The sequence below is a fragment of the Micromonospora sp. B006 genome, from assembly GCF_003408515.1.
In the GTDB taxonomy this organism is placed as follows: domain Bacteria; phylum Actinomycetota; class Actinomycetes; order Mycobacteriales; family Micromonosporaceae; genus Micromonospora; species Micromonospora echinospora_A.
Genome location: NZ_CP030865.1, coordinates 6007456 through 6026383, shown reverse-complemented (window position 1 = coordinate 6026383; position 18928 = coordinate 6007456). Strand labels below are relative to the sequence as shown.

Annotated in this window: 17 protein-coding genes; 2 read left to right on the top strand and 15 right to left on the bottom strand. The window is 74.1% G+C overall.

All coding sequences use genetic code 11. The features are described 5' to 3' along the window. The first annotated feature begins 233 nt into the window (after positions 1–233). The gene (locus MicB006_RS27055) at positions 234–1121 is read left to right on the top strand and encodes a septum formation family protein (protein WP_073827701.1); all 888 of its coding nucleotides are present in this window, start codon (positions 234–236) and stop codon (positions 1119–1121) included. 69 nt (positions 1122–1190) lie between these two features. Beyond that, complete coding sequence (locus MicB006_RS27050) at positions 1191–2081, top strand: septum formation family protein (protein ID WP_116509919.1); 891 nt, start codon at positions 1191–1193, stop codon at positions 2079–2081. Positions 2082–2123: 42 nt separating this feature from the next. Here the strand turns inward: MicB006_RS27050 and MicB006_RS27045 are convergent, their stop codons facing one another. From MicB006_RS27045 to MicB006_RS26975, 15 genes are all read right to left on the bottom strand, one after another. Continuing rightward, complete coding sequence (locus tag MicB006_RS27045; RefSeq protein WP_116509917.1) at positions 2124–3872, bottom strand: M28 family metallopeptidase; 1749 nt, start codon at positions 3870–3872, stop codon at positions 2124–2126. A gap of 157 nt (positions 3873–4029) precedes the next feature. After that, on the bottom strand, positions 4030–5565 hold the full coding sequence (locus tag MicB006_RS27040; RefSeq protein ID WP_116509915.1) for an RsmB/NOP family class I SAM-dependent RNA methyltransferase: 1536 nt from the start codon (positions 5563–5565) through the stop codon (positions 4030–4032). Then, a complete protein-coding gene (gene fmt / locus MicB006_RS27035; protein ID WP_116511858.1) occupies positions 5562–6488 on the bottom strand; it encodes a methionyl-tRNA formyltransferase in 927 nt (308 codons plus the stop codon). The genes MicB006_RS27040 and fmt overlap by 4 nt, the downstream gene beginning before the upstream one ends. A gap of 5 nt (positions 6489–6493) precedes the next feature. Further along, the gene (gene def, locus MicB006_RS27030; protein WP_043324943.1) at positions 6494–7054 is read right to left on the bottom strand and encodes a peptide deformylase; all 561 of its coding nucleotides are present in this window, start codon (positions 7052–7054) and stop codon (positions 6494–6496) included. A 42-nt stretch (positions 7055–7096) separates the two neighbouring features. Next, entirely contained in the window at positions 7097–8329 is a 1233-nt protein-coding gene (locus tag MicB006_RS27025) for a cytochrome P450 (RefSeq protein WP_370013510.1), read from the bottom strand. A gap of 124 nt (positions 8330–8453) precedes the next feature. Further along, positions 8454–9434, bottom strand: a complete 981-nt coding sequence (locus MicB006_RS27020) for an AAA family ATPase (protein WP_116509911.1) — start codon at positions 9432–9434, stop codon at positions 8454–8456. Between the two features lie 229 nt (positions 9435–9663). Beyond that, positions 9664–11652: a primosomal protein N' gene (locus MicB006_RS27015; RefSeq protein ID WP_116509910.1), complete on the bottom strand. Its 1989-nt coding sequence runs from the start codon at positions 11650–11652 to the stop codon at positions 9664–9666. A 59-nt stretch (positions 11653–11711) separates the two neighbouring features. Next, complete coding sequence (metK, locus tag MicB006_RS27010) at positions 11712–12917, bottom strand: methionine adenosyltransferase (RefSeq protein WP_116509908.1); 1206 nt, start codon at positions 12915–12917, stop codon at positions 11712–11714. An 82-nt stretch (positions 12918–12999) separates the two neighbouring features. Further along, positions 13000–14208 (bottom strand): bifunctional phosphopantothenoylcysteine decarboxylase/phosphopantothenate--cysteine ligase CoaBC, encoded by a 1209-nt coding sequence (gene coaBC, locus MicB006_RS27005; RefSeq protein ID WP_116509906.1) that lies wholly within the window; start codon positions 14206–14208, stop codon positions 13000–13002. A 14-nt stretch (positions 14209–14222) separates the two neighbouring features. After that, positions 14223–14489 carry a DNA-directed RNA polymerase subunit omega gene (gene rpoZ, locus MicB006_RS27000; RefSeq protein WP_025617742.1) on the bottom strand — a complete coding sequence of 89 codons (267 nt, stop codon included), beginning with the start codon at positions 14487–14489 and terminating at the stop codon, positions 14223–14225. A 3-nt stretch (positions 14490–14492) separates the two neighbouring features. After that, positions 14493–15044 (bottom strand): guanylate kinase, encoded by a 552-nt coding sequence (locus MicB006_RS26995; protein ID WP_116509904.1) that lies wholly within the window; start codon positions 15042–15044, stop codon positions 14493–14495. A 25-nt stretch (positions 15045–15069) separates the two neighbouring features. Beyond that, positions 15070–15387, bottom strand: coding sequence for an integration host factor, actinobacterial type (gene mihF, locus MicB006_RS26990; RefSeq protein ID WP_013285515.1), 318 nt, complete (start codon positions 15385–15387; stop codon positions 15070–15072). A 175-nt stretch (positions 15388–15562) separates the two neighbouring features. Continuing rightward, a complete protein-coding gene (gene pyrF / locus MicB006_RS26985; protein ID WP_116509903.1) occupies positions 15563–16402 on the bottom strand; it encodes an orotidine-5'-phosphate decarboxylase in 840 nt (279 codons plus the stop codon). Between the two features lie 87 nt (positions 16403–16489). Further along, positions 16490–17764 carry an adenosylmethionine--8-amino-7-oxononanoate transaminase gene (locus MicB006_RS26980; protein ID WP_116509901.1) on the bottom strand — a complete coding sequence of 425 codons (1275 nt, stop codon included), beginning with the start codon at positions 17762–17764 and terminating at the stop codon, positions 16490–16492. A gap of 149 nt (positions 17765–17913) precedes the next feature. Then, positions 17914–18927: a quinone-dependent dihydroorotate dehydrogenase gene (locus MicB006_RS26975; protein ID WP_116509899.1), complete on the bottom strand. Its 1014-nt coding sequence runs from the start codon at positions 18925–18927 to the stop codon at positions 17914–17916. Position 18928: the final 1 nt, after the last annotated feature.

The window sequence follows — 18928 nt, the reverse complement described above, 5'->3', positions numbered from 1 at the left end:
GAGGTCGCGGCACGGCTCCCGGAACGACAAGCGGTGATCCTTCCGTCACCCCCGGTGCACCATCCGGCCGTCCGGAGCAAAAATCGGCACGAATAGTCGCCGGTGACTGGCCGATCGATTGAAAGATGACGAAACTCCTACAGGGACGGTCACGTATGCTGCACGCCCGGGCGCGGGGGACACCGGTCGGGCCTGTGGCGACCGGCTGTCATCTCTCCCGGAAGGGGCGGACGATGCGACGGTGGCTCCACGTGCTCGCGCTGGCCGGCGCCGCGACGGCGGTGCTCGCCGGCTGTGTGCAGGCGCACCGGGCCGACGGGGATCTGATCGACGACTGGGCGGCGCTGCCGGCGCCACGACTGTTCGTCCCGGCCACCGACGCGTGCCTGCCCCGCCTCACCACAGTGGTGGCCGCCGCCACGTACGAGACTGTCGACTGCGCGGGCAGCCACCTGGCCGAGACGGTGCACGTCGGCACGTTCACCGGGCCGGCCGCGCTCGGCGCCCGCCCGGAGCCAGGCACCCCGGCGCTGCGGACCGCGCGCGCCGAGTGCGACCAGCGGGCCCGCGAGATGATCGGCGGGGACTGGCACGCCGCCCGGCTCACGCTGAACATCGCACTGCCGACCGTCGCCGCCTGGGGCGCCGGCGCGCGCTGGTTCCGCTGCGACCTGGCCGAGACCGACAGCATCGACAACACCCGCCCGGTCAACCGGGTGGGCAGCCTGCGCGGCGCGCTGGTCGGCGACAACCCGCTCGTGCACAGGTGCTTCGACCCGAAGCTGATCGGCCAGAACCTCAACTACATGGCCCCGGTGCTCTGCACCGAACCGCACCGCGCGGAGTTCGTCGGCGTGTACGAGGAACAGGACATGAGCTGGGCGGAGTTCACCAAGGGCGCGCCCTCCACGCACCGGCGCTGCATGACACTGATCGCCGCGTTCGCCGACGTGCCGGACAACGCGGAGCTTCCGTACCGGGCCGGGTCCATCTTCTACCCGCCCTCGCAACGGGAGTGGGAGGAGGGCGACCGGGGCGTGCGCTGTTTCCTGTGGAGCGACGACCGCAAGCTCAACCGCTCGGTACGCGGCGCCGGTCCCGAGGGACTCCCGGTGACCTGATCGACTGCCGTATGCTGCACCGCCGAGGCGTACCGGTCGGCTCCGGACGCGCGGGGGAGGTCGGTCGCGATGCGGCGTTGGTGGGTGGCGGTCACCGTGTCAACGGTGGCGGCGCTGGCGCTCGGCGGGTGCGCCGCGCCGGCCGGGGTGGACCGCGACCTGACCGACGACTGGCCCGCGTTCGCCGCACCGGTCGGCTTCGTGCCGCAGAGCGGCGCCTGTCACCCCACCGTCGCCGACGTCGGCTACCTCAGCGGCTACCAGCCGGTCGACTGTGCCGCCACGCACCGCGCCGAGACGCTGCACGTCGGCACGATGAGCGGCCCGGAGGCGGAACGTTCCGCTCCGCCGCCGGCCGGCTCGGCCGGGATGCGCGTCGCGCACGGCGACTGCGCCCGGCAGGTCACCCGGGCCCTCGGCGGGGACTGGCGCTCCGGGCGGCTGCGGCTGTCCGTGGTCTTCCCCTCCGCGCTGGCCTGGTCCGGCGGGGCCCGCTGGTATCGCTGCGACGTCGCCGAGGTGACCGACCTGGACCAGGGCGACGTCGCCGAGCGCACCGGCAGCCTGCGGGGCTCGCTGAAGCCCGGCTCGAAGCTGGCGCTGGGCTGCTTCAACCCGAAGATGAGCAAGAACGACGTGCAGGCGATGCGGCCGGTGTCCTGCACCGCGAAGCACCACGCCGAGTTCGTCGGCGTCTACCAGGCGCCGGACATCAGCTACGCCGAGTTCGAGCGCACGCCGCTGCGCACGCACAAGGCGTGCCGCGGGCTCATCGCCAAGTACGCGAAGCTGCCCAACGACGGCAACATGCAGTACCGGGCCGGCACCATCATCTACCACCCGTACGAGGAGCAGTGGCGCGACGGCGACCGGGGCGTGCAGTGCTTCCTCTGGGTCTCCGAGCGGGCGCTGACCCGCTCGGTGAAGGGCGCGGGCGCCAAGTCGCTGCCGATCACCTGAGCCACGGGCGGGGCGGCGTTCGCCGACCCCGCCCGTGTCCGCTCAGCCGACCTGCAGCGTCACGTCGTCCACGACGAAGCTGGTCTGCAACGAGGAGTCCTCGACCCCGGTCCACTTCAGCGTGACCGTCTGCCCCGCGTACGCGGCCAGGTTGAAGGTGCGCTGGGTGTAGCCGGTGGCCTTGTTCAGGTTGGAGTACGTGGCCAGCGTGGTCGAGCCGACCTGCACGGTCAGCTTGTCGTAAGCGGTCGAGCTGGTGGTCTCGGCCGTGTCGATGTGCAGCCAGAACGAGAACGTGTAGCTGCTGCACCCGGCCGGCAGCGTGACCGACTGCGACAGCGTGTCGGTACGCGAGGAGCCGTACCCGTTCATCCACGCCTTGTACGACCCGGTGCGGGCCGCCTGGCTGGAGCTGTTGGTGATCACGCCGGAGCTGGCCGTCCACGGCGTGGTGCCGGACTCGAAGCTGCTGTTGCCGATGAGCTGCCCGCCGGTGCAGCCGCCGCTGCCGCCGCTCACGGTGATCGTGTAGCTGGCGGTGCGGGTGGCCGAGCCGGTGCCGGTCACGGTGAGCGTGAACGTGCCGGTGGTGGCCGACGACGAGGCGCTGACCGTCATCGTGGACGAGCCGCCCGAGGTGACCGACGACGGGCTGAAGCTCACCGACACGCCGCTCGGGGCGCCGCTGGCGGACAACGCCACGGTCTGCGCGCTTCCGGAGGTGGTGGCGGTGCTGACGGTGGCGGTGGTGGAGCCGCCCCGGGCGACGCTGCCGGAGGTGGGGCTCACCGAGACGGAGAAGTCGTTGGCCGGGGTGCCGCCGCCGACCGCGAGCGCCCAGATCGTGTACGCCACGCCGTCCGCGGCCCGGTTGAGGATCGTCGTGTTGATGTTGCTGGTGTTGTCGCAGGAACGGTGGTAGCAGCCGTCGTACGCCGCGCCCGCGGTGCCGCCCCACTTGCTGGCCTGCGCCGAGGTCTTGGTGTAGCTGGCGCCCGCCGCGTAGCCGGAGGTCTGGATGCCGGCGTTGGCGAACGAGTAGTCGTCGGAGCGGCCCTGGCCCTCGGTGTTCTCCTCCGGCGAGATGCCGAACGAGTCCCAGTACGCCTTCAGCGGCGCGGCGGTGGCCGAGGTGATCCGGTTGATGAAGTAGCCGCCGTTGGGCGAGCCGACCATGTCGAAGTTGTAGTAGCCCTTGATGTAGCCCCGCTGGGTGGAGCTGAGCTGGTTGACGTAGTGCTTGGAGCCCTGCAGGCCCTGCTCCTCGCCGTTCCACCAGGCGAACCGGACCCGCTTGGTCATGGTCGGGTTCTGCGCGGCCAGCACCAGCGCGTTCTCCAGCAGCGCCGACGAGCCGGAGGCGTTGTCGTTGATGCCCGGCCCGGCGGCCACGCCGTCCAGGTGGGCGCCGAACATGACGACCTGGTCCGACGGGCCCTGCGGCCACTCGGCGATCAGGTTGTTGCCCGGGTAGGTGCAGGTGGAGCAGTTCTGCTCGGTGACCGTGTAGCCGGCGGCCTGGAGCTTGCCCTTCACGTAGTTGACCGACGCCGTGTAGCCGGCCGAGCCGGAGCGCCGGTTGCCCCCGTTGCTGGTGGCGATGGAGTTGAACTGGCTGAGGTGGGCCTGGATGTTGCTCAGGGAGACGTCGGGGGCGGCGAGCGCGGCGACGGCCGGGGCGGGGGCGGCGGCCGGCGCGGGAGCGGCGGAGGCGGTGCCGGCCAGGCTCGCCGTCGTCAGGGTGGCGACGAGGGCGAGCGCGAGGCTCGTGGTCGGCGTTCTGCGTCTCATGGAGACTCCTCGTGGGGGTTCGGCGGGCGGGGTGCCGGGACCGGTGATCGGAACAGTTACATGTATCGATCGCACAGTCAACGGGCTGTCACATCCCACCGACCCCCTCCCCCCACAGGGATGCCGCCCGCGCCCCTCCCCTTGCCTCGGCGCCGGGTCAGTTCCTGCGCAGGAGCGCCAGGAACATGGCGTCGGTGCCGTGGCGGTGCGGCCAGAGCTGCACCGTGGGCCCGTCACCCAGACCCGGCATGCCGGCCGGCAGCATCGGCCGCGCGTCGACGAAGTCGACGGCGAAGCCGCAGCGCCGCGCCGCCTCGGTCACCGTCACGTGGGTCTCCACCACGTGCGGCGAGCACGTCACGTACGCGACCAGGCCACCGGGCCGGGCCGCCCGCAACGCGGCGGTGAGCAGCTCACGCTGCAACCGGGTCAGCGGCGGCAGGTCCGACGGCTGGCGGCGCCAGCGCGCCTCCGGCCGGCGGCGCAGCGCGCCCAGCCCGGTGCACGGCGCGTCGACCAGGACCCGGTCGAAGTGCCCCTCCGGCAGCTTCGGGTCGCTGCCCACGTCACGCCCGTCGGCGTGCAGCACCGTCACCGGCAGCCCGCGAGTGGCCTGCTCCACCAGCCGCGCCCGGTGCTCGGCCACCTCGACCGCGGTGAGCCGCGCCCCCCGGGTCGCGGCCAGCGCGCCGAGCAGGCCGGACTTGCCGCCCGGACCGGCGCACAGATCCAGCCAGCGGCCGTCCGGGCCGTCCAGCGGAGCCGCCGCGAGCGCGTCCGCCACCAGCTGGGAACCCTCGTCCTGCACGTGCGCGCGGCCGTCGGCCACCGCCCGCAGGTCACCCGGCGCGCCGCCGGGCAGGTAGACCGCGTACGGCGAGAACGCGCCGGGCGCGCCGCCCACCTCGTCGGCCAGCGCCACCGGATCGGCCAGGCCCGGCCGGGCGCACAGGTGCACCGGCGGGCGCTCGTTGTCCTCGATGAGCAGCCGGGCCGTCTCCCCCATGTCGCCGCCGAGCGCCTCGGCGAACGACCGCACGATCCACTGCGGATGGCTGTACGCCAGCGCGAGGTGCCCGACCGGGTCGGTCTCCTGCGCCGGGGCGAGCTTCGCCACCCAGGCGTCGGCGTCCCGGCTGGTGATCTCCCGCAGCACCGCGTTGGCGAACCCGGTGGCGCCCGGCCCGACGGACCGGACCAGGTCGACAGTGGACGACACCGCGGCGTGCGCGGGCACCCGGGTGTGCAGGATCTGGTACGCCCCGAGCCGCAGCGCGTCACGCACCGGCGGGTCGATGCGCTGCACGTCCCGCCCGGCCGCGTCGGTGACGATCGCGTCGAGCGTGCCGGTGTGCCGCAGCGTGCCGTAGGTCAGCTCGGTGGCGAACGCGGCGTCCCGGCCGCTCAGCCCGGCCTCGCGCAGCATCGCCGGGAGCACCAGGTTGGCGTACGCGTCGTCGCGGTGCACAGCGGCGATCGCCTCGTACGCGACCTGCCGGGGCAGGTCCACGGCCGGACGGGCCGGACGACGCGGACCCCGCCGGTCGCCGCCGAACCGGTCACCGCCACGCCGGTCCGCACCGGGCCGGTCGCCGCGCTGGCGGTCACCGCGCTCACGATCGCCGTGCTCACGCGCGTACCCGCGAGGGCGCTCCCCCTCGGCGGGCCGGTCCGGGCGCGACGGCCCCGTCACGCGAACACCTCGCCGGCGGTGACCCGGGCGCCGCGCGCCCAGTCGCCGGCGGGCATGGCCTTCTTACCGGCGGCGCGCACCTCGCCGAGGCGCACCGGCGTGGTGGCGGTGCCGACGAGCACACCGGACTTCGCCACGTGCAGCTCCCCGGGCTTCAGCTCCGGGCCGTCTGCCACCGGAGTGACCGGGCCGAGCTTGACCCGGTCGTCGCGGAACGTGGTCCACGGGCCGGGCGCGGGCGTGCAGGCGCGGATGCGCCGGTCCACCGAGAACGCGGGGTCGCCCCAGCGGACCCGGGCGTCCTCCACCGTCAGCTTCGGCGCGAGCGAGACGCCGTCGGCGGGCTGCGGCACGGCGCGGGCGGTGCCGGCACCGATCGCGTCGAGCACCGCCACCAGCAGCCCGGCACCGGAGTGCGCGAGCCGCTCCAGCAGGTCGCCGGAGGTGTCGGCCGGGCGGATCTCGTCGGTGACCGTGCCGTAGACCGGGCCGGTGTCCAGCCCTTCCTCCAGCTCGAAGACACTGGCCCCGGTCAGCTCGTCGCCGTGCAGCACCGCGTGCTGCACGGGCGCGGCGCCCCGCCAGGCGGGCAGCAGCGAGAAGTGCAGGTTGATCCAGCCGTGCGCGGGGATCTCCAGCGCCACCGGCGGCACCAGCGCGCCGTAGGCGACCACCGGTACGCAGTCCGGCGCCAGCTCGCGCAGCCGGTCGAGGAACTCCGGCTCGCGCGGGCGGGCCGGGGTGAGCACCTCGACGCCGTGCGCGTCGGCCCACGCGCCGACCGGCGAGCGGACCAGTCCCCGGCCACGACCGGCCGGGGCGTCGGGACGGGTGACCACGGCGAGCAGCTCGTGGCCGGAGGCGGCGATCGCGTCCAGGGCCGGTACGGCGACCGCCGGCGTGCCGGCGAAGACCAGGCGCATCCGGGTCACCGCCCCAGGCCGAACGGGTTGCCGGCGGCGTGCGGGCTGAGCTTGACAGTGGGCGGGGCGGCCTGGTCGTACCACTCGGCCTGGCGGATCGCCTTCATGGCCTCCTTGCGGCCGGCCGGGTCGAGCCGGTCGACGAAGAGCACGCCGTCGAGGTGGTCGGTCTCGTGCTGCACGCAGCGGGCCATCAGGCCGGTGCCGACGATCTGCAACGGGTCGCCGTAGCCGTTGAAGCCCTTGGCGATCACGTTCTGCCGGCGCTTGGTGTCGAAGTAGAGCCCGGGGATGGACAGGCAGCCCTCCGGGCCGTCCTGTTCCTCCTCGTCCGGGAACTCCAGCACCGGGTTGACCAGGTGGCCGAGGACGTCGTCGACGTCGAAGGTGAACACCCGCAGGCCCACCCCGAGCTGCGGCGCGGCGAGGCCGGCGCCGCTCTGCTCGCGCATCGTGTCGGTCAGGTCGGCGATCAGCTTGCGCAGCTCGGCGTCGAAGTCGACGACCGGGTCGGCCGGCGTGCGCAGCACCGGATCGCCGAACAGACGGATGGGCTGGACGGTCACTCGGCGTGGCTCCTTGTCTGGGTCGAACGATGCGCGTCCAGTCTACGGAGTCGGCCCGGCCGCCCCGGGTGGCGTACCGGGAACGGTGACCGGGGACGCCTCCCGGCCCACGCGCACCGGCAGCGTGGCGTGACCACGCAGCGTGAGCCGCACCCGCCGCTCGGGCCGGCCGGCCACGGCGAGCCCGGGCAGCCGGCGCAGCAGCAGCGGAAACGCCACCTGCGCCTCCAGCCGGGCCAGCGCCGCGCCGAGGCAGTAGTGCGGCCCCGCGCCGAAGGACAGCGGGTGCACCTGCGGACGCCACGGGTCGAAGCGGGCCGGGTCCGGATAGCGGCGCGGATCACGGTTCGCCGCGCCGAGCATCACGATCACCCAGCTCTCCGGCGGCAGGTCGACGTCGCCGTACCGGGCCGGCGCGGTGCTCATCCGGGAGGTGAGCTGCACCGGCGAGTCGTAGCGCAGCAGCTCGTCGACGTAGCCGGGGGCGAACTCCGGGTGCTCGGCCAGCGCCGCCGCGGCGCGCGGATGCTCCAGCAGCGCCACCAGGCCGTTGCCGAGCAGATTGGTGGTGGTCTCGAAACCGGCCACCAGCAGCACGATGAGGTTGGCCAGCAACTCGTCGCCGGAGAGCCGGTCACCGCCGTCGTGCGCCTGCACCAGCGCGGTGGTCAGGTCGTCGGCCGGTGCCCGGCGTCGGGTCGCCACCAGCTCGGTGAAGTAGGCGCGCAGCTCCGCCGCGCCCCGGTCGGCCACCGCCAGCTCCTCTTCGGTGATCTCCGGTTCGAGCACGCCGGTCAGGTCGGTGGCCCAGCGGCGGAACAGCGGCCGGTCCGCCGCCGGCACGCCGAGCAGCGCGCAGATCACCCCGACCGGCAGGGGGTACGCGAACGCGGCCATGAAGTCGACCGGCCCTTCGGCGGCGAGCATCGCGTCGATCAGCTCGTCGGCCTGCGCCTGCACCACGTCGCGCATGGCGGCGATCCGGCGCGGGGTGAACGCGCCCGCCGCCAGCCGGCGCATCCGGCTGTGGTCGGGCGGGTTGGTGCGCAGCATCGACCGGGAGATCGACAGAATCGCCGGGCTCTCCCGCCAGCCGGGCATGAACTGGTCGCGCAGGGCGTCGTCCATCACCCCGAACCGGGCGTCGCGCAGGATCGCGTCGGCCTCGGCGTACCCGGTGACCACGAAGAAGACCGGGCCGGCCTGGACCACCGGGCCGTGGGCGCGCAGCCGCTCGTACGTCGGATAGGGGTCTACGCGACCCTCGGGGGACATCAGCAGTGCGAGCGCGTCGGCAGGGTCCACGATCCGCCTCCCCAGGCATCGGAGACCCTCATCATGCTCCGTGCCGCCCGACCGTGGTCAACCCGTCACGGCGAGGTGGCGGTGCCCCCGGCGCTCAGGCGCCCGCGCCCGGCTCCCCGGCCAGCACCGGACCGCCGTCGAGCAGCGCGTGCTCGGGCAGCGGCAGCGCGATTCCGTGGGCGTCCTCCCAGTCGCGGATCAGCCCCGGCCGGGTCTGGGCGGTGAAGAAGTCGACAGCGCTCATCCCGCCGACCACCGGCTCGTCCACCTCGGCGACCAGCCGGGCGGTGACCATCGGCAGGCCGGCGCGCACCGCCGCGCTGAGCCGCCGGTGCCCGTCGACCACGAAGAAGTACTCGCCGGTGTAGCCGATGCTCAACGGCTCCGGCTCCTCACCGCTCTCGGCCAGCTCGGCGGCGAGGTCGGCGTCCCAGAGGCCCCGCAGCGCCGACACGTCCTCGGTCGGGTAGACCCGGTTCGGGTCGAGCAGCAGCAACGGCTGACCGGCGCGCAGCACGTCCGCGCCGAGCCGGCCCTCGTAGACGTCGATCACGTGCTGGATGACCTGCTCCGGGTTGGCCCGGGTGGTGTCGCAGATCAGGTCGTAGTTGCGCAGGCGGGCCTTGTCGACGCCGTAGCGGACGATGAACCGGCCACGCTCGCTCTCGCTGCGCTCACGCAGCTTGGCCCGCGCCTCCTCCAGCGAGGTGTAGCTCTCAGCCGGGCCGGACGGGCGGGCCAGCACCCGCCGGGCCGCCTCGGTCGGCTCGGTGATCATGTGCACCTTGAGCGCGTCGGTGAAGAAGTGCCAGGCCAGGCGGGAGTCCATGACCAGCGACTCACCGGAGGCGGCGATGTCGCGCTGAAGCTGGTCGACGTAGCCGTCGACGGCCTGGTCCAGCTCGGCGTGCAGGTTGAGCTGCAGGGCGGTCATCTGCCGCTCCTGGGCCATCTGGCGGTAGAGGTCGCCGACGCTGACCCGGCGCAGCCCCAGCCGCTTGGCGATCTCGACCGAGACGGTGCTCTTGCCACTGCCGAGGTCACCGTTGAAGACGATCGACTGACGAACGGTCACGACTGGTCCACCCCTGCTCACCGGCTGACTGACGACATCGAATCCGTGTCGGCCCGACGTGCTCTGGCACCCGCCGCGCCGCGTCCCGCACGGGGAAAACCGCGCGCCTGGCATGACGGGCGATGCTATCACCGCCCGCTACCCAATTGCCGGACCAGGTGTGCGGCAAACCCCAGCTCACGACCGTGCGCGAGGGGCCGCGTGCGCAGTGTCACGCGGCTGCCGGCGGTCAGAACAGGACGAGCGGATCGACCTGCAGGCGTACCGGATCGGCGGCCTTGCGGGCGCTGCGCTGCCCGGCGGCGGCGTGCAGCGCCTCGGCCAGCGCGGCGGCCCGGGACCGCGGCACCCGCACGAGCATCCGCTCCCGGCCCTCGTCGGCCGGCACCGGACCGAGCACCTCGGCGTCACCCGGCAGCCGGGCGCCGGCGAGCAGGTCGGCCACCGCCTCGGCGACGCCGGTGACGCTCGCCATCCGGACCGCCGGGGGGAAGCCCAGCTCGCGCCGCTCGGCCAGTTCGCGCGCGGCGAACCAGGCCGAGTCCCAGCGCAGCAGCGCCTGCACCGGCGCGAGCGCGCCGTCGGCGACCACCACCACCCGGCCACCGGCCGTACCCGGCCGGGCCAGCGCCGCGGCGGCCATCCACCGCCGCAGCGCCTCCTCACCGGCCCGCAGGTCGGCCCGGGTCAGCAGCGCCCACGAGTCGAGCAGCAGCACCGCGCCGTAGCCGCCGTCGGCCACCGGCTCGGCGCCCGGCGTGGCGATCACCAGCCCGGCCCCGCCCGGCACCGTGGCGAGCACCTCCTCCCGCCCCGAGGTGCGCACCGGCACGCCCGGGAACGCCCGGCCCAGCTCCTCGGCCGTGCGCCGGGCGCCGGTGACCGAGGCACGCAGCCGCCGCCCGCCGCACTCCGGGCAGGCGTACGCGGCGGTCACCCGGCCGCACCAGCGGCAGGCGGGCGTGCCCTGCGCCGAGGGCAGCGCCAGCGGCCCGGCGCAGTGCGGGCAGCGGGCCGGGGCCCGGCAGTCCGCGCAGGCCACCGACGGCACGTAACCCCGGCGCGGCACCTGCACCAGCACCGGCAGGTCCGCGCGCAGCGCGTCCCGGGCGCTGGTCCAGGCCAGGCTCGGCAGCCGCGCCGAGGCCGCGCCGGGATCGCGGGCGAGCTGCGGGTCGTCGCCGGTGGGCGCCATGGCCGGGGTACGCGCGCGCACCACCGCCCGGTCGGCCACCACCTCCCGGGCCCAGGACGTCTCCACCAGCAGTTGCGCCTCGGCGCTGCGGGCGTACCCGCCGACCAGGGCGGCGGCGTCGCCGAGGTGCGCCCGGGTGAGCAGCACGTCCCGGGCGTGCGGGTAGGGCGCGCGGGGCTCGGCGTGCAGATCGTCGCCGTCGTCCCAGATCGCCACCAGGCCGAGCCGGTCCACCGGGGCGAACATGGCCGCGCGGGTGCCGATCACCACTGCCACGCCGCCGCGCCGGGCGGCCAGGAAGGCCCGGTAGCGGCGGGCCGGGCCGTCGGCGGCGGTGAGACGCACGTGCCGCCCCGCGCCGAGCACCGCGGTCAGGGCGGCGTCGAGCCGGTCCAGGTCACGTGCGTCGGCCACCACGACCACGGCGCCCCGGCCGCCGGCCACCGTGGCGGCCACCGCGTCGGCGTACCGGTCGGCCCAGTCCTCCCCCGGCAGCGCCGACCACACCGCGCGCGCGGGCCGGCCGTCGGTGAGGGCCCGCAGCAGCGCCGGTCCGGCCGGATAGTCCCGCCAGCCACGCGGATCCACCTCCGCCCGGGCGTCCGCGTCGGCGGACGCGGGGCCCTCGGCGGACGGCGCGGGGGCGGAGCTGCCGTCAGGTGCGGGGGCGTCGGTGGTCGCGTCGGCGGACGGCGCCTCGGCGGTGACGGCCTTCTCGGCGCGGGCGTGCCGGGGCGGCACGGCCAGCCGGAGCACGTCGGCGAGGCTGCCCGCGTACCGGTCGGCGACCGCGCGGGCCAGCCGGGCCACCTCCGGGGAGAGCACCGGCACCGGCGAGACGACCTTCTCCAGGTACGCCAGCTTCGGGTGCTCGGAGGACTCGGCGCGCTCCAGCAGCCAGCCGTCGACGAGCTGCCCGGCGAAGCGCACCTTCACCCGTACCCCGGGCTGCGCCTCGGCGTCGAGCGCCTCCGGCACCAGGTAGTCGAACGGGCGGTCCAGGTGCGGCAGGGGCACGTCCACGCAGACGCGCGCGACCGGCGACCCCTGCGCGGGTCGCCGGTCGCGGCGCGTGGCGGCGGTCAGGCTCCCGCGGCCGACTTGAGGTCGGCGGCCCGGTCGGTGCCCTCCCAGGTCAGGTCCGGCAGCTCCCGGCCGAAGTGGCCGTACGCGGCGGTCTGCTGGTAGATCGGGCGGAGCAGGTGCAGGTCCCGGATGATGGCGGCCGGGCGCAGGTCGAACACCTCGGCGACGGCCTTCTCGATCGAGGCCACCGACACGGTCTCGGTGCCGAACGTCTCGATGAACAGGCTCACCGGGTGGGCCTTGCCGATCGCGTACGCGACCTGGGCCTCGCACCGCTCGGCCAGCCCGGCGGCGACCACGTTCTTGGCCACCCAGCGCATCGCGTACGCGGCCGAGCGGTCCACCTTCGACGGGTCCTTGCCGGAGAACGCGCCGCCGCCGTGGCGCGCGTACCCGCCGTAGGTGTCCACGATGATCTTCCGGCCGGTCAGGCCGGCGTCACCCATCGGGCCGCCGATCTCGAAGCGCCCGGTCGGGTTGACCAGCAGCCGGTAGCCCTCGGTCTCCAGGCCGAGGCCCTCCAGCTCCGGGTTGATGACGTGGTCCCGGATGTCCGGGGTGAGCAGCGACTCCAGCGAGATGTCGGCCGCGTGCTGGCTGGACACGACAACGGTGTCGAGCCGGACCGGGCGCAGCCCGTCGTACTCGATGGTGACCTGGGTCTTGCCGTCCGGCCGCAGGTAGGGGATGGTGCCGTCCTTGCGGACCGTGGCGAGCCGGCGCGCCAGCCGGTGCGCCAACGCGATCGGCAGCGGCATCAGCTCCGGCGTCTCGGAGCAGGCGAAGCCGAACATCATGCCCTGGTCACCGGCGCCCTGCGCGTCCAGCGCGCTCTCCGACCCGCCGGTACGCAGTTCGAAGGCGTTGTCGACGCCCTGGGCGATGTCCGGCGACTGGGCGCCGATGGACACGCTGACGCCGCAGGACGCGCCGTCGAAGCCCTTCTTCGACGAGTCGTACCCGATGCCGAGGATGGTCTCCCGGACGATGGTCGGGATGTCGGCGTACGCCTTCGTGGTCACCTCGCCGGCCACGTGCACCTGGCCGGTGGTGATCAACGTCTCCACCGCGACCCGGCTGTGCGGGTCCTGGGCGAGCAGCGCGTCGAGAATGCCGTCACTGATCTGGTCGGCGATCTTGTCCGGGTGGCCCTCCGTGACCGATTCGGACGTGAAGAGACGTGTCACGGCACTCCTAAGCATGTGAAGACTTTTAAAGGTCGCTCGGCGGCAGTTTAGCCATCCCCGTTCCGCCGTGACCCCCTGATCGCGGGCCGACCAACCGTCAGGAACGTGACGGCAGCCGCGGACAGACGAGGTCCCAGACGGCGTCGGCCAGGGCCTCCTTGGGCTGCTCGGCCAGCCGGTGAACGGCGCCGTCGGCGGCGATCACGGTGGCCGCGTTGGTGTCGGCGCCGAAGACCTTGTCCACGCCGACCTCGTTGACGACGATCATGTCAGCCCGCTTGCGGGCCAGCTTGGCCCGGCCGTTGGCCTCCGCGTCGTCGGTCTCCGCGGCGAAGATCACCAGCACCTGCCCGGGGCGGCGGACGCGCCCCAACTCGGCGGCGATGTCCGGGTTGGTGACCAGCTCGATGGTCGGCGCGACACCGTCGTCGGACTTCTTGATCTTCCCGGTGGCGTAGCTGGCCGGCCGGAAGTCGGCGGGCGCGGCGGCCATCACCACGGCGTCCGCGTCGGCGGCGGCCGCCAGCGTCGCCGTGCGCAGCTCCTCGGTGGTGCCCACCCGGACCAGGTCCACCCCGGCCGGGTCGGGCAGCGCCACGTTCGCCGCGACAAGCGTGACCCGGGCGCCCCGGGCCACGGCGGCGCGGGCGAACGCGTACCCCTGCTTGCCGGACGACCGGTTGCCCAGGAAACGGACCGGGTCCAGCGGCTCCCGGGTGCCGCCGGCGGTGACCACGACGTGCCGGCCCGCCAGGTCGGCCTCGGCGCCGGCGCCGCGCGCCAGGGCCCGGCGGGCGACCGCGAAGATCTCCGCCGGGTCGGGCAGCCGGCCCTTGCCGGTGTCCCGCCCGGTGAGCCGGCCCACGGCCGGCTCGATCACCCGGACGCCGCGCGAGCGCAGCGTGGCCACGTTGGCCACGGTCGCCGGGTGCTCCCACATCTCGGTGTGCATGGCCGGCGCCAGCAGCACCGGGCAGCGCGCGGTCAGCAGCGTGTTCGTGAGCAGGTCGTCGGCGAGGCCGTGGGCGGCCTTGGCGATCAGGTCGGCGGTGGCCGGGGCGACCACGACCAGGTCGGCGTGCTGCCCGAGCCGCACGTGCGGGACCTCGTGCACATCGGACCAGACGTCGTCGGCCACCGGCTGGCCGGACAGGGCCGCCCAGGTCGGCGCCCCGACGAAGCGGAGCGCCGAGGCGGTCGGCACCACCCGGACCCGGTGACCCGACTCGGTGAAGAGCCGGAGCAGCTCACACGCCTTGTAGGCGGCGATGCCGCCGCCGACCCCGAGGACGATCTCGGCGGGCATCGGCGCGGGCGCGGTTACGGCTGGTCGGTGGGCTCAGCGGTGAGCAGGCCCGAGTTGATCTCACGCATGGCGATGGAGAGCGGCTTCTCCTGGGGGGTGGTCTCCACCAGCGGGCCGACGTACTCCAGCAGGCCCTCACCGAGCTGGCTGTAGTAGGCGTTGACCTGACGGGCGCGCTTGGCGGCGAAGATGACCAGCGCGTACTTCGAGGTGGTCTTCTCGAGCAGCTCGTCGATCGGCGGGTTGGTGATGCCCTCGGGGTTGGTGGCGATGGATCCCACGAATTAAACCTCTGCGTCTCGTGCGCCGCCCGCGGGCGGTCGGGCCGGAGCCAGGAAGGACGAACCGAGCAATCCTACCAGTTCCGCCGCGGCGCGCTCGGTGCGGTCGTGCGCCACGGCGTGGGCGAAGGCCGCCGCGACGTCCGGGTCGGCCCGGTACGCCGGCGGCGCGAGCAGCACCAGCCGGGCGTCCGGCGCCGCCGCCCGGACCGTCAGCGCGCCGGCCAGGTCCAGCGGCAGCAGCACCGGAGATCCGCCGGCGAGCCGGGCCCGCACCGGCGCGCGGGGCACCCCCCGGCGGTACGGGCCGATGCGGCACCACTCCAGCAGCTCGCCCGCGGCGATCAGGCGGTCGAAGCCGCCCGGGTCGAGGAAGACGCGGTCCACGCCGTCCCGCTCGTCCGGGCGCGGCGGCCGGGTGGTGGCGACCACCGGCACCCAGACAGACGCAAGGCGCGCCCGGACCGCCTCGACCACACTGCTCCGGCCGGCCCCGGAGGGACCGGACAGGACAGTGAGCCGAGCCGCCGAGCGCGCCTCGTCATCCGTGCTCACCGCTTGTTTCTACACGGCGGGCCGTTCAGTTCGCGGCGAACTCTCCGAGCAGAGCCTTGCGCTGCTGCTCGCCGAGGCCGCGCAGGCGACGGCTGTCCGCGATCTTGAGCTTCTCCATGATCTGGGTGGCCCGGATCTTGCCGATGCCCGGCATCGCCTGGAGCACGGCCGAAACCTTCAGCTTGCCCACGACGTCGTCGGACTCGGCCCGCTCGAGGACGGTGGCGAGGGTGGTCTTGCCCTGCTTGAGCTGCTCCTTCAGCTCAGCGCGGGCCTTGCGGATCTCCGCGGCCTTCTCCAGCGCGGCAGCGCGCTGTTCGGGGGTCAGTGACGGGAGCGGCACCAGTTCTCCTCAGGTCCCTAGTACGGCGGGCGGAGTGCCCCACCGCATCTGTGAAACGTGGTGTCGCTGGCAACCAAAGGGGTCCGTGGTTCCCAGCGCGGGGAAAACTAGCGGTCAACGGAGATTTCGGCAACGTGGGCGCGCGATGATCAACGGAAAGTGACCGAGCCGTCAGTCAGCCTACGGCGTTCAGGGCGGTCCGGCACTCCGCCAGCGCCCGCTCGGCGGCGGCGCGCAGACCGGCCGGGTCCGGTCCCGCGCCGAGCACCTCCCGGGAGTACGACGGAAGCACCGACGGCAGCGCGGCGCCGAAGACGGTACGCAACCCGGCGGGCGTGCCACCCTGCGCGCGCAGGCCCGGCGCGAGCAGCGGACCGTTCACCGAGCCGAGGTCGTGACCGGTCTCACCGACCGTCGCGCCGACCACCAGACCGAAGCTGCCGAGCGGCTCGGCACCCCGGTTGAGCTGGGAAATCTCGTCGATCACGGTCTGCGCGACGGTGCGCCCGTCGGCCCCGACGGCCCGCTGCACGGAGGCACCCTCCGGGTTCGAGGTGAGGGCCAGGACGAAGACCCCGCCACCGTGCTCGGCGGCGGTGGAGAACATCGGCGCGAGTGAACCTACTCCCAGGTAGGGGCTCGCGGTCACCGCATCGACATACATCGGGCTGGATGGATCGAGGTACGCCGAGGCGTACGCGGCAACCGTCGATCCGATGTCGCCGCGCTTGACGTCAAGCAGAACGAGCGCTCCCAAATCTCGCAACTGTCGGATAGTTGACTCAAGCACCCCGACCCCTCGCGAGCCGAAGCGCTCGAAGAACGCCGACTGCGGCTTGACCACCGCCACCCGGTCCCCGATCGCCTCCACCACCGTGCGGCAGAACCGGTCGAGTCCGTCGACGTCGTCGGGCAGCCCCCAGTCGGCCAGCAGCCCGGGGTGCGGGTCGATACCCACGCAGAGCGGTCCCCGGTCCGCCACGGCCCGGTGCAGTCGGGCGCCGAACGTCTCCATCGCGTCTCTCCTCTCCCCGCGGCCCCGGGCCGCCTGGGCGTGTCCGGCGACGGCCTTCCCGTCGCGCCCTGTCGAACTCGGCCGGGCTCAGCCGGCCTTCACCGCCGCGGCGACCCCGGCCGCGATCCGGGCCACGTCCGCGGCGTCGCAGACGTACGGCGGCATGGTGTAGACGAGATCCCGGAACGGCCGCAGCCACACCCCCTGCGCCGCCGCTGCGGCAGTGGCGCGCGGCAGGTCCACGTCGTGGTCGAGCTGCACCACCCCGATCGCGCCGAGCACGCGTACGTCGGCCACGCCGGGCGCGCCACGCAACGGCGCCAGGCCGGCCCGCAGGCCCTCGGCGATCCCCGCCACCCGGCCGGCCCAGTCCCCGGCCCGCAGCAGGTCCAGGGAGGCGTTGGCGACCGCGCAGGCGAGCGGGTTGCCCATGAACGTCGGTCCGTGCGCCAGCACCCCGTCGGCGGAGATCGCCCGCGCCACCTCGGGCGTGCACAGCGCAGCGGCCAGCGTCAGGTAGCCGCCGGTGAGCGCCTTGCCCACGCAGAGCACGTCCGGGGCGACCCCGGCGTGCTCGGCGGCGAACATCTTCCCGGTCCGGCCGAAGCCGGTGGCGATCTCGTCGAAGACCAGCAGGATGCCGTGCCTGCGGGTCACCTCGCGCAGCACCCGCAGATAGTGCGGGTGATGGAACCGCATGCCCCCGGCGCCCTGGACCACGGGCTCGACGATCACCGCGGCCAGCTCGTCGGCGTGCCGCTCCACCGCGTCCACCAGCGCCGCCTCGTACGCCGGGTTCGGCGGCGCGTCGAAGCCGGGCGGCGGCGCCGGCGCGAAGACCTGCCGGGGCAGCACGTCGCCCCAGAGGTGGTGCATGCCGCCCTCCGGGTCGCAGACGCTCATCGGGTGGAACGTGTCGCCGTGGTAGCCGCCCCGCCAGGTGCCCAGCCGGCGGCGCTGCGGGCGTCCCAGCGCCCGCTGGTACTGCAGGCACATCTTCACCGCGACCTCGACGCTCACCGAGCCGGAGTCGGCCAGGAAGACGTGTTCCAGGCCGTCCGGGGTCAGCTCGACGAGGGTGCGCGCCAGGCGTACCGCGGGCTCGTGGGTGAGGCCGCCGAACATCACGTGGCTCATCCGCCCGAGCTGGTCGGTCACCGCGGCGTCGAGCACCGGGTGCCGGTAGCCGTGGATCGCCGCCCACCACGACGACATGCCGTCGACCAGCTCCCGCCCGTCCGCGAGCCGCAGCCGTACCCCTTCCGCGCTGTCCACCACGTACGGCGAGCTCGCGGGCGGCATCGCGGCGTACGGATGCCACACGTGCCGCCGATCGGCTTCCAGGATCTCCTCAGGCGTCATGACTCCTCCTCCGTCCCCACCCCACCCCCGCCGCCCCTCCCCCTCTCTCCCCCGCGATCTTGCGGTTGCTGCCCCTGCCGCGCCTGGAACGGGTGGTATGCCGGGGCGGAAAGTGCAAGATCGCGCGGGAGAGGAGGTGGCGGGGTGGGTCAGGGGTGGGTGGTTCGGGTTATGGCTCTCGTGAGGGCGGGGCCGCGGTAGATGAAGCCGGTGTAGAGCTGGACCAGGGAGGCGCCGGCGTCGAACATGCGGGTGGCGTCGTCCGGGTCGAGGATGCCGCCGACGCCGATCACCGGCAGCCGACCGCCGGTCTCCCGGTGCACGAAGGCGACCATCTCCCGGGCCCGTACGGTGAGCGGCCGGCCGGACAGGCCGCCCGCCTCCGCGCCCCGCGCCCGGTCGGCCGGGGCCAGCCCGTCACGGGCGAGCGTGGTGTTGGTGGCGATGACCCCTGCGGCGCCGCGGTCGAGGCAGACCTCCAGCAGCTCGGCCACGGCCGGCTCGGTGAGGTCCGGGGCGATCTTCACCAGCACCGGCTTCTCCCCCACCAGCGCGGCGAGCAGCGCGTCCAGATGGGACCGGTCCTGAAGCGACCGCAGCCCGGGGGTGTTCGGTGAGGACACGTTCACGGCGAAGTAGTCGCCGTGTCCCTTGAGCGCCCGGTAGGAGTCGAGGTAGTCCTCGACGGCCTGATCCAACGGGGTCACCTTGGACTTGCCGAGCGAGATGCCCAGCGGCACGCCGAGCGGGCGTGGCAGCGCCGCCAGCCGGTCGGCGAGCGCCGCCGCGCCCGCGTTGTTGAAGCCCATCCGGTTGACCACCGCTTCGCTGTCGCGCAGCCGGAACAGCCGGGGCCGGGGGTTGCCCGGCTGGGCGTGCGCGGTCACGGTGCCGACCTCGACGAAGCCGAAGCCCAGCGCCGGCCACGCGGGCAACGCGAGTCCGTTCTTGTCCATCCCGGCGGCCAGCCCGACCGGGTTGGGGAACCGCACCCCGAACACGGTGCGCGGGTCCGACCGGAAGTACGCCGCCCGCAGCGCCGCCAAGAGCGCGGGCCGCCGCGACACCGCCGCGAGCCGCGCCAGTGTCCACTCGTGCGCCCCCTCGGCGTCCCCGCCCGCGAGCGAGAACAGCCGGGGCCGCACCACCTTCTCGAAGATCACG

Coding starts and splice junctions, on each gene's coding strand:
- MicB006_RS26980 (WP_116509901.1), bottom strand. CDS start 17,764: ATGACGCCTGAGGAGATCCTGGAAGCCGATCGGCGGCACGTGTGGCAT.
- MicB006_RS27025 (WP_370013510.1), bottom strand. CDS start 8,329: ATGTCCCCCGAGGGTCGCGTAGACCCCTATCCGACGTACGAGCGGCTG.
- pyrF (WP_116509903.1), bottom strand. CDS start 16,402: ATGGAGACGTTCGGCGCCCGACTGCACCGGGCCGTGGCGGACCGGGGA.
- fmt (WP_116511858.1), bottom strand. CDS start 6,488: ATGCGCCTGGTCTTCGCCGGCACGCCGGCGGTCGCCGTACCGGCCCTG.
- metK (WP_116509908.1), bottom strand. CDS start 12,917: ATGCTTAGGAGTGCCGTGACACGTCTCTTCACGTCCGAATCGGTCACG.
- coaBC (WP_116509906.1), bottom strand. CDS start 14,208: ATGCCCGCCGAGATCGTCCTCGGGGTCGGCGGCGGCATCGCCGCCTAC.
- MicB006_RS27045 (WP_116509917.1), bottom strand. CDS start 3,872: ATGAGACGCAGAACGCCGACCACGAGCCTCGCGCTCGCCCTCGTCGCC.
- MicB006_RS27055 (WP_073827701.1), top strand. CDS start 234: ATGCGACGGTGGCTCCACGTGCTCGCGCTGGCCGGCGCCGCGACGGCG.
- MicB006_RS27050 (WP_116509919.1), top strand. CDS start 1,191: ATGCGGCGTTGGTGGGTGGCGGTCACCGTGTCAACGGTGGCGGCGCTG.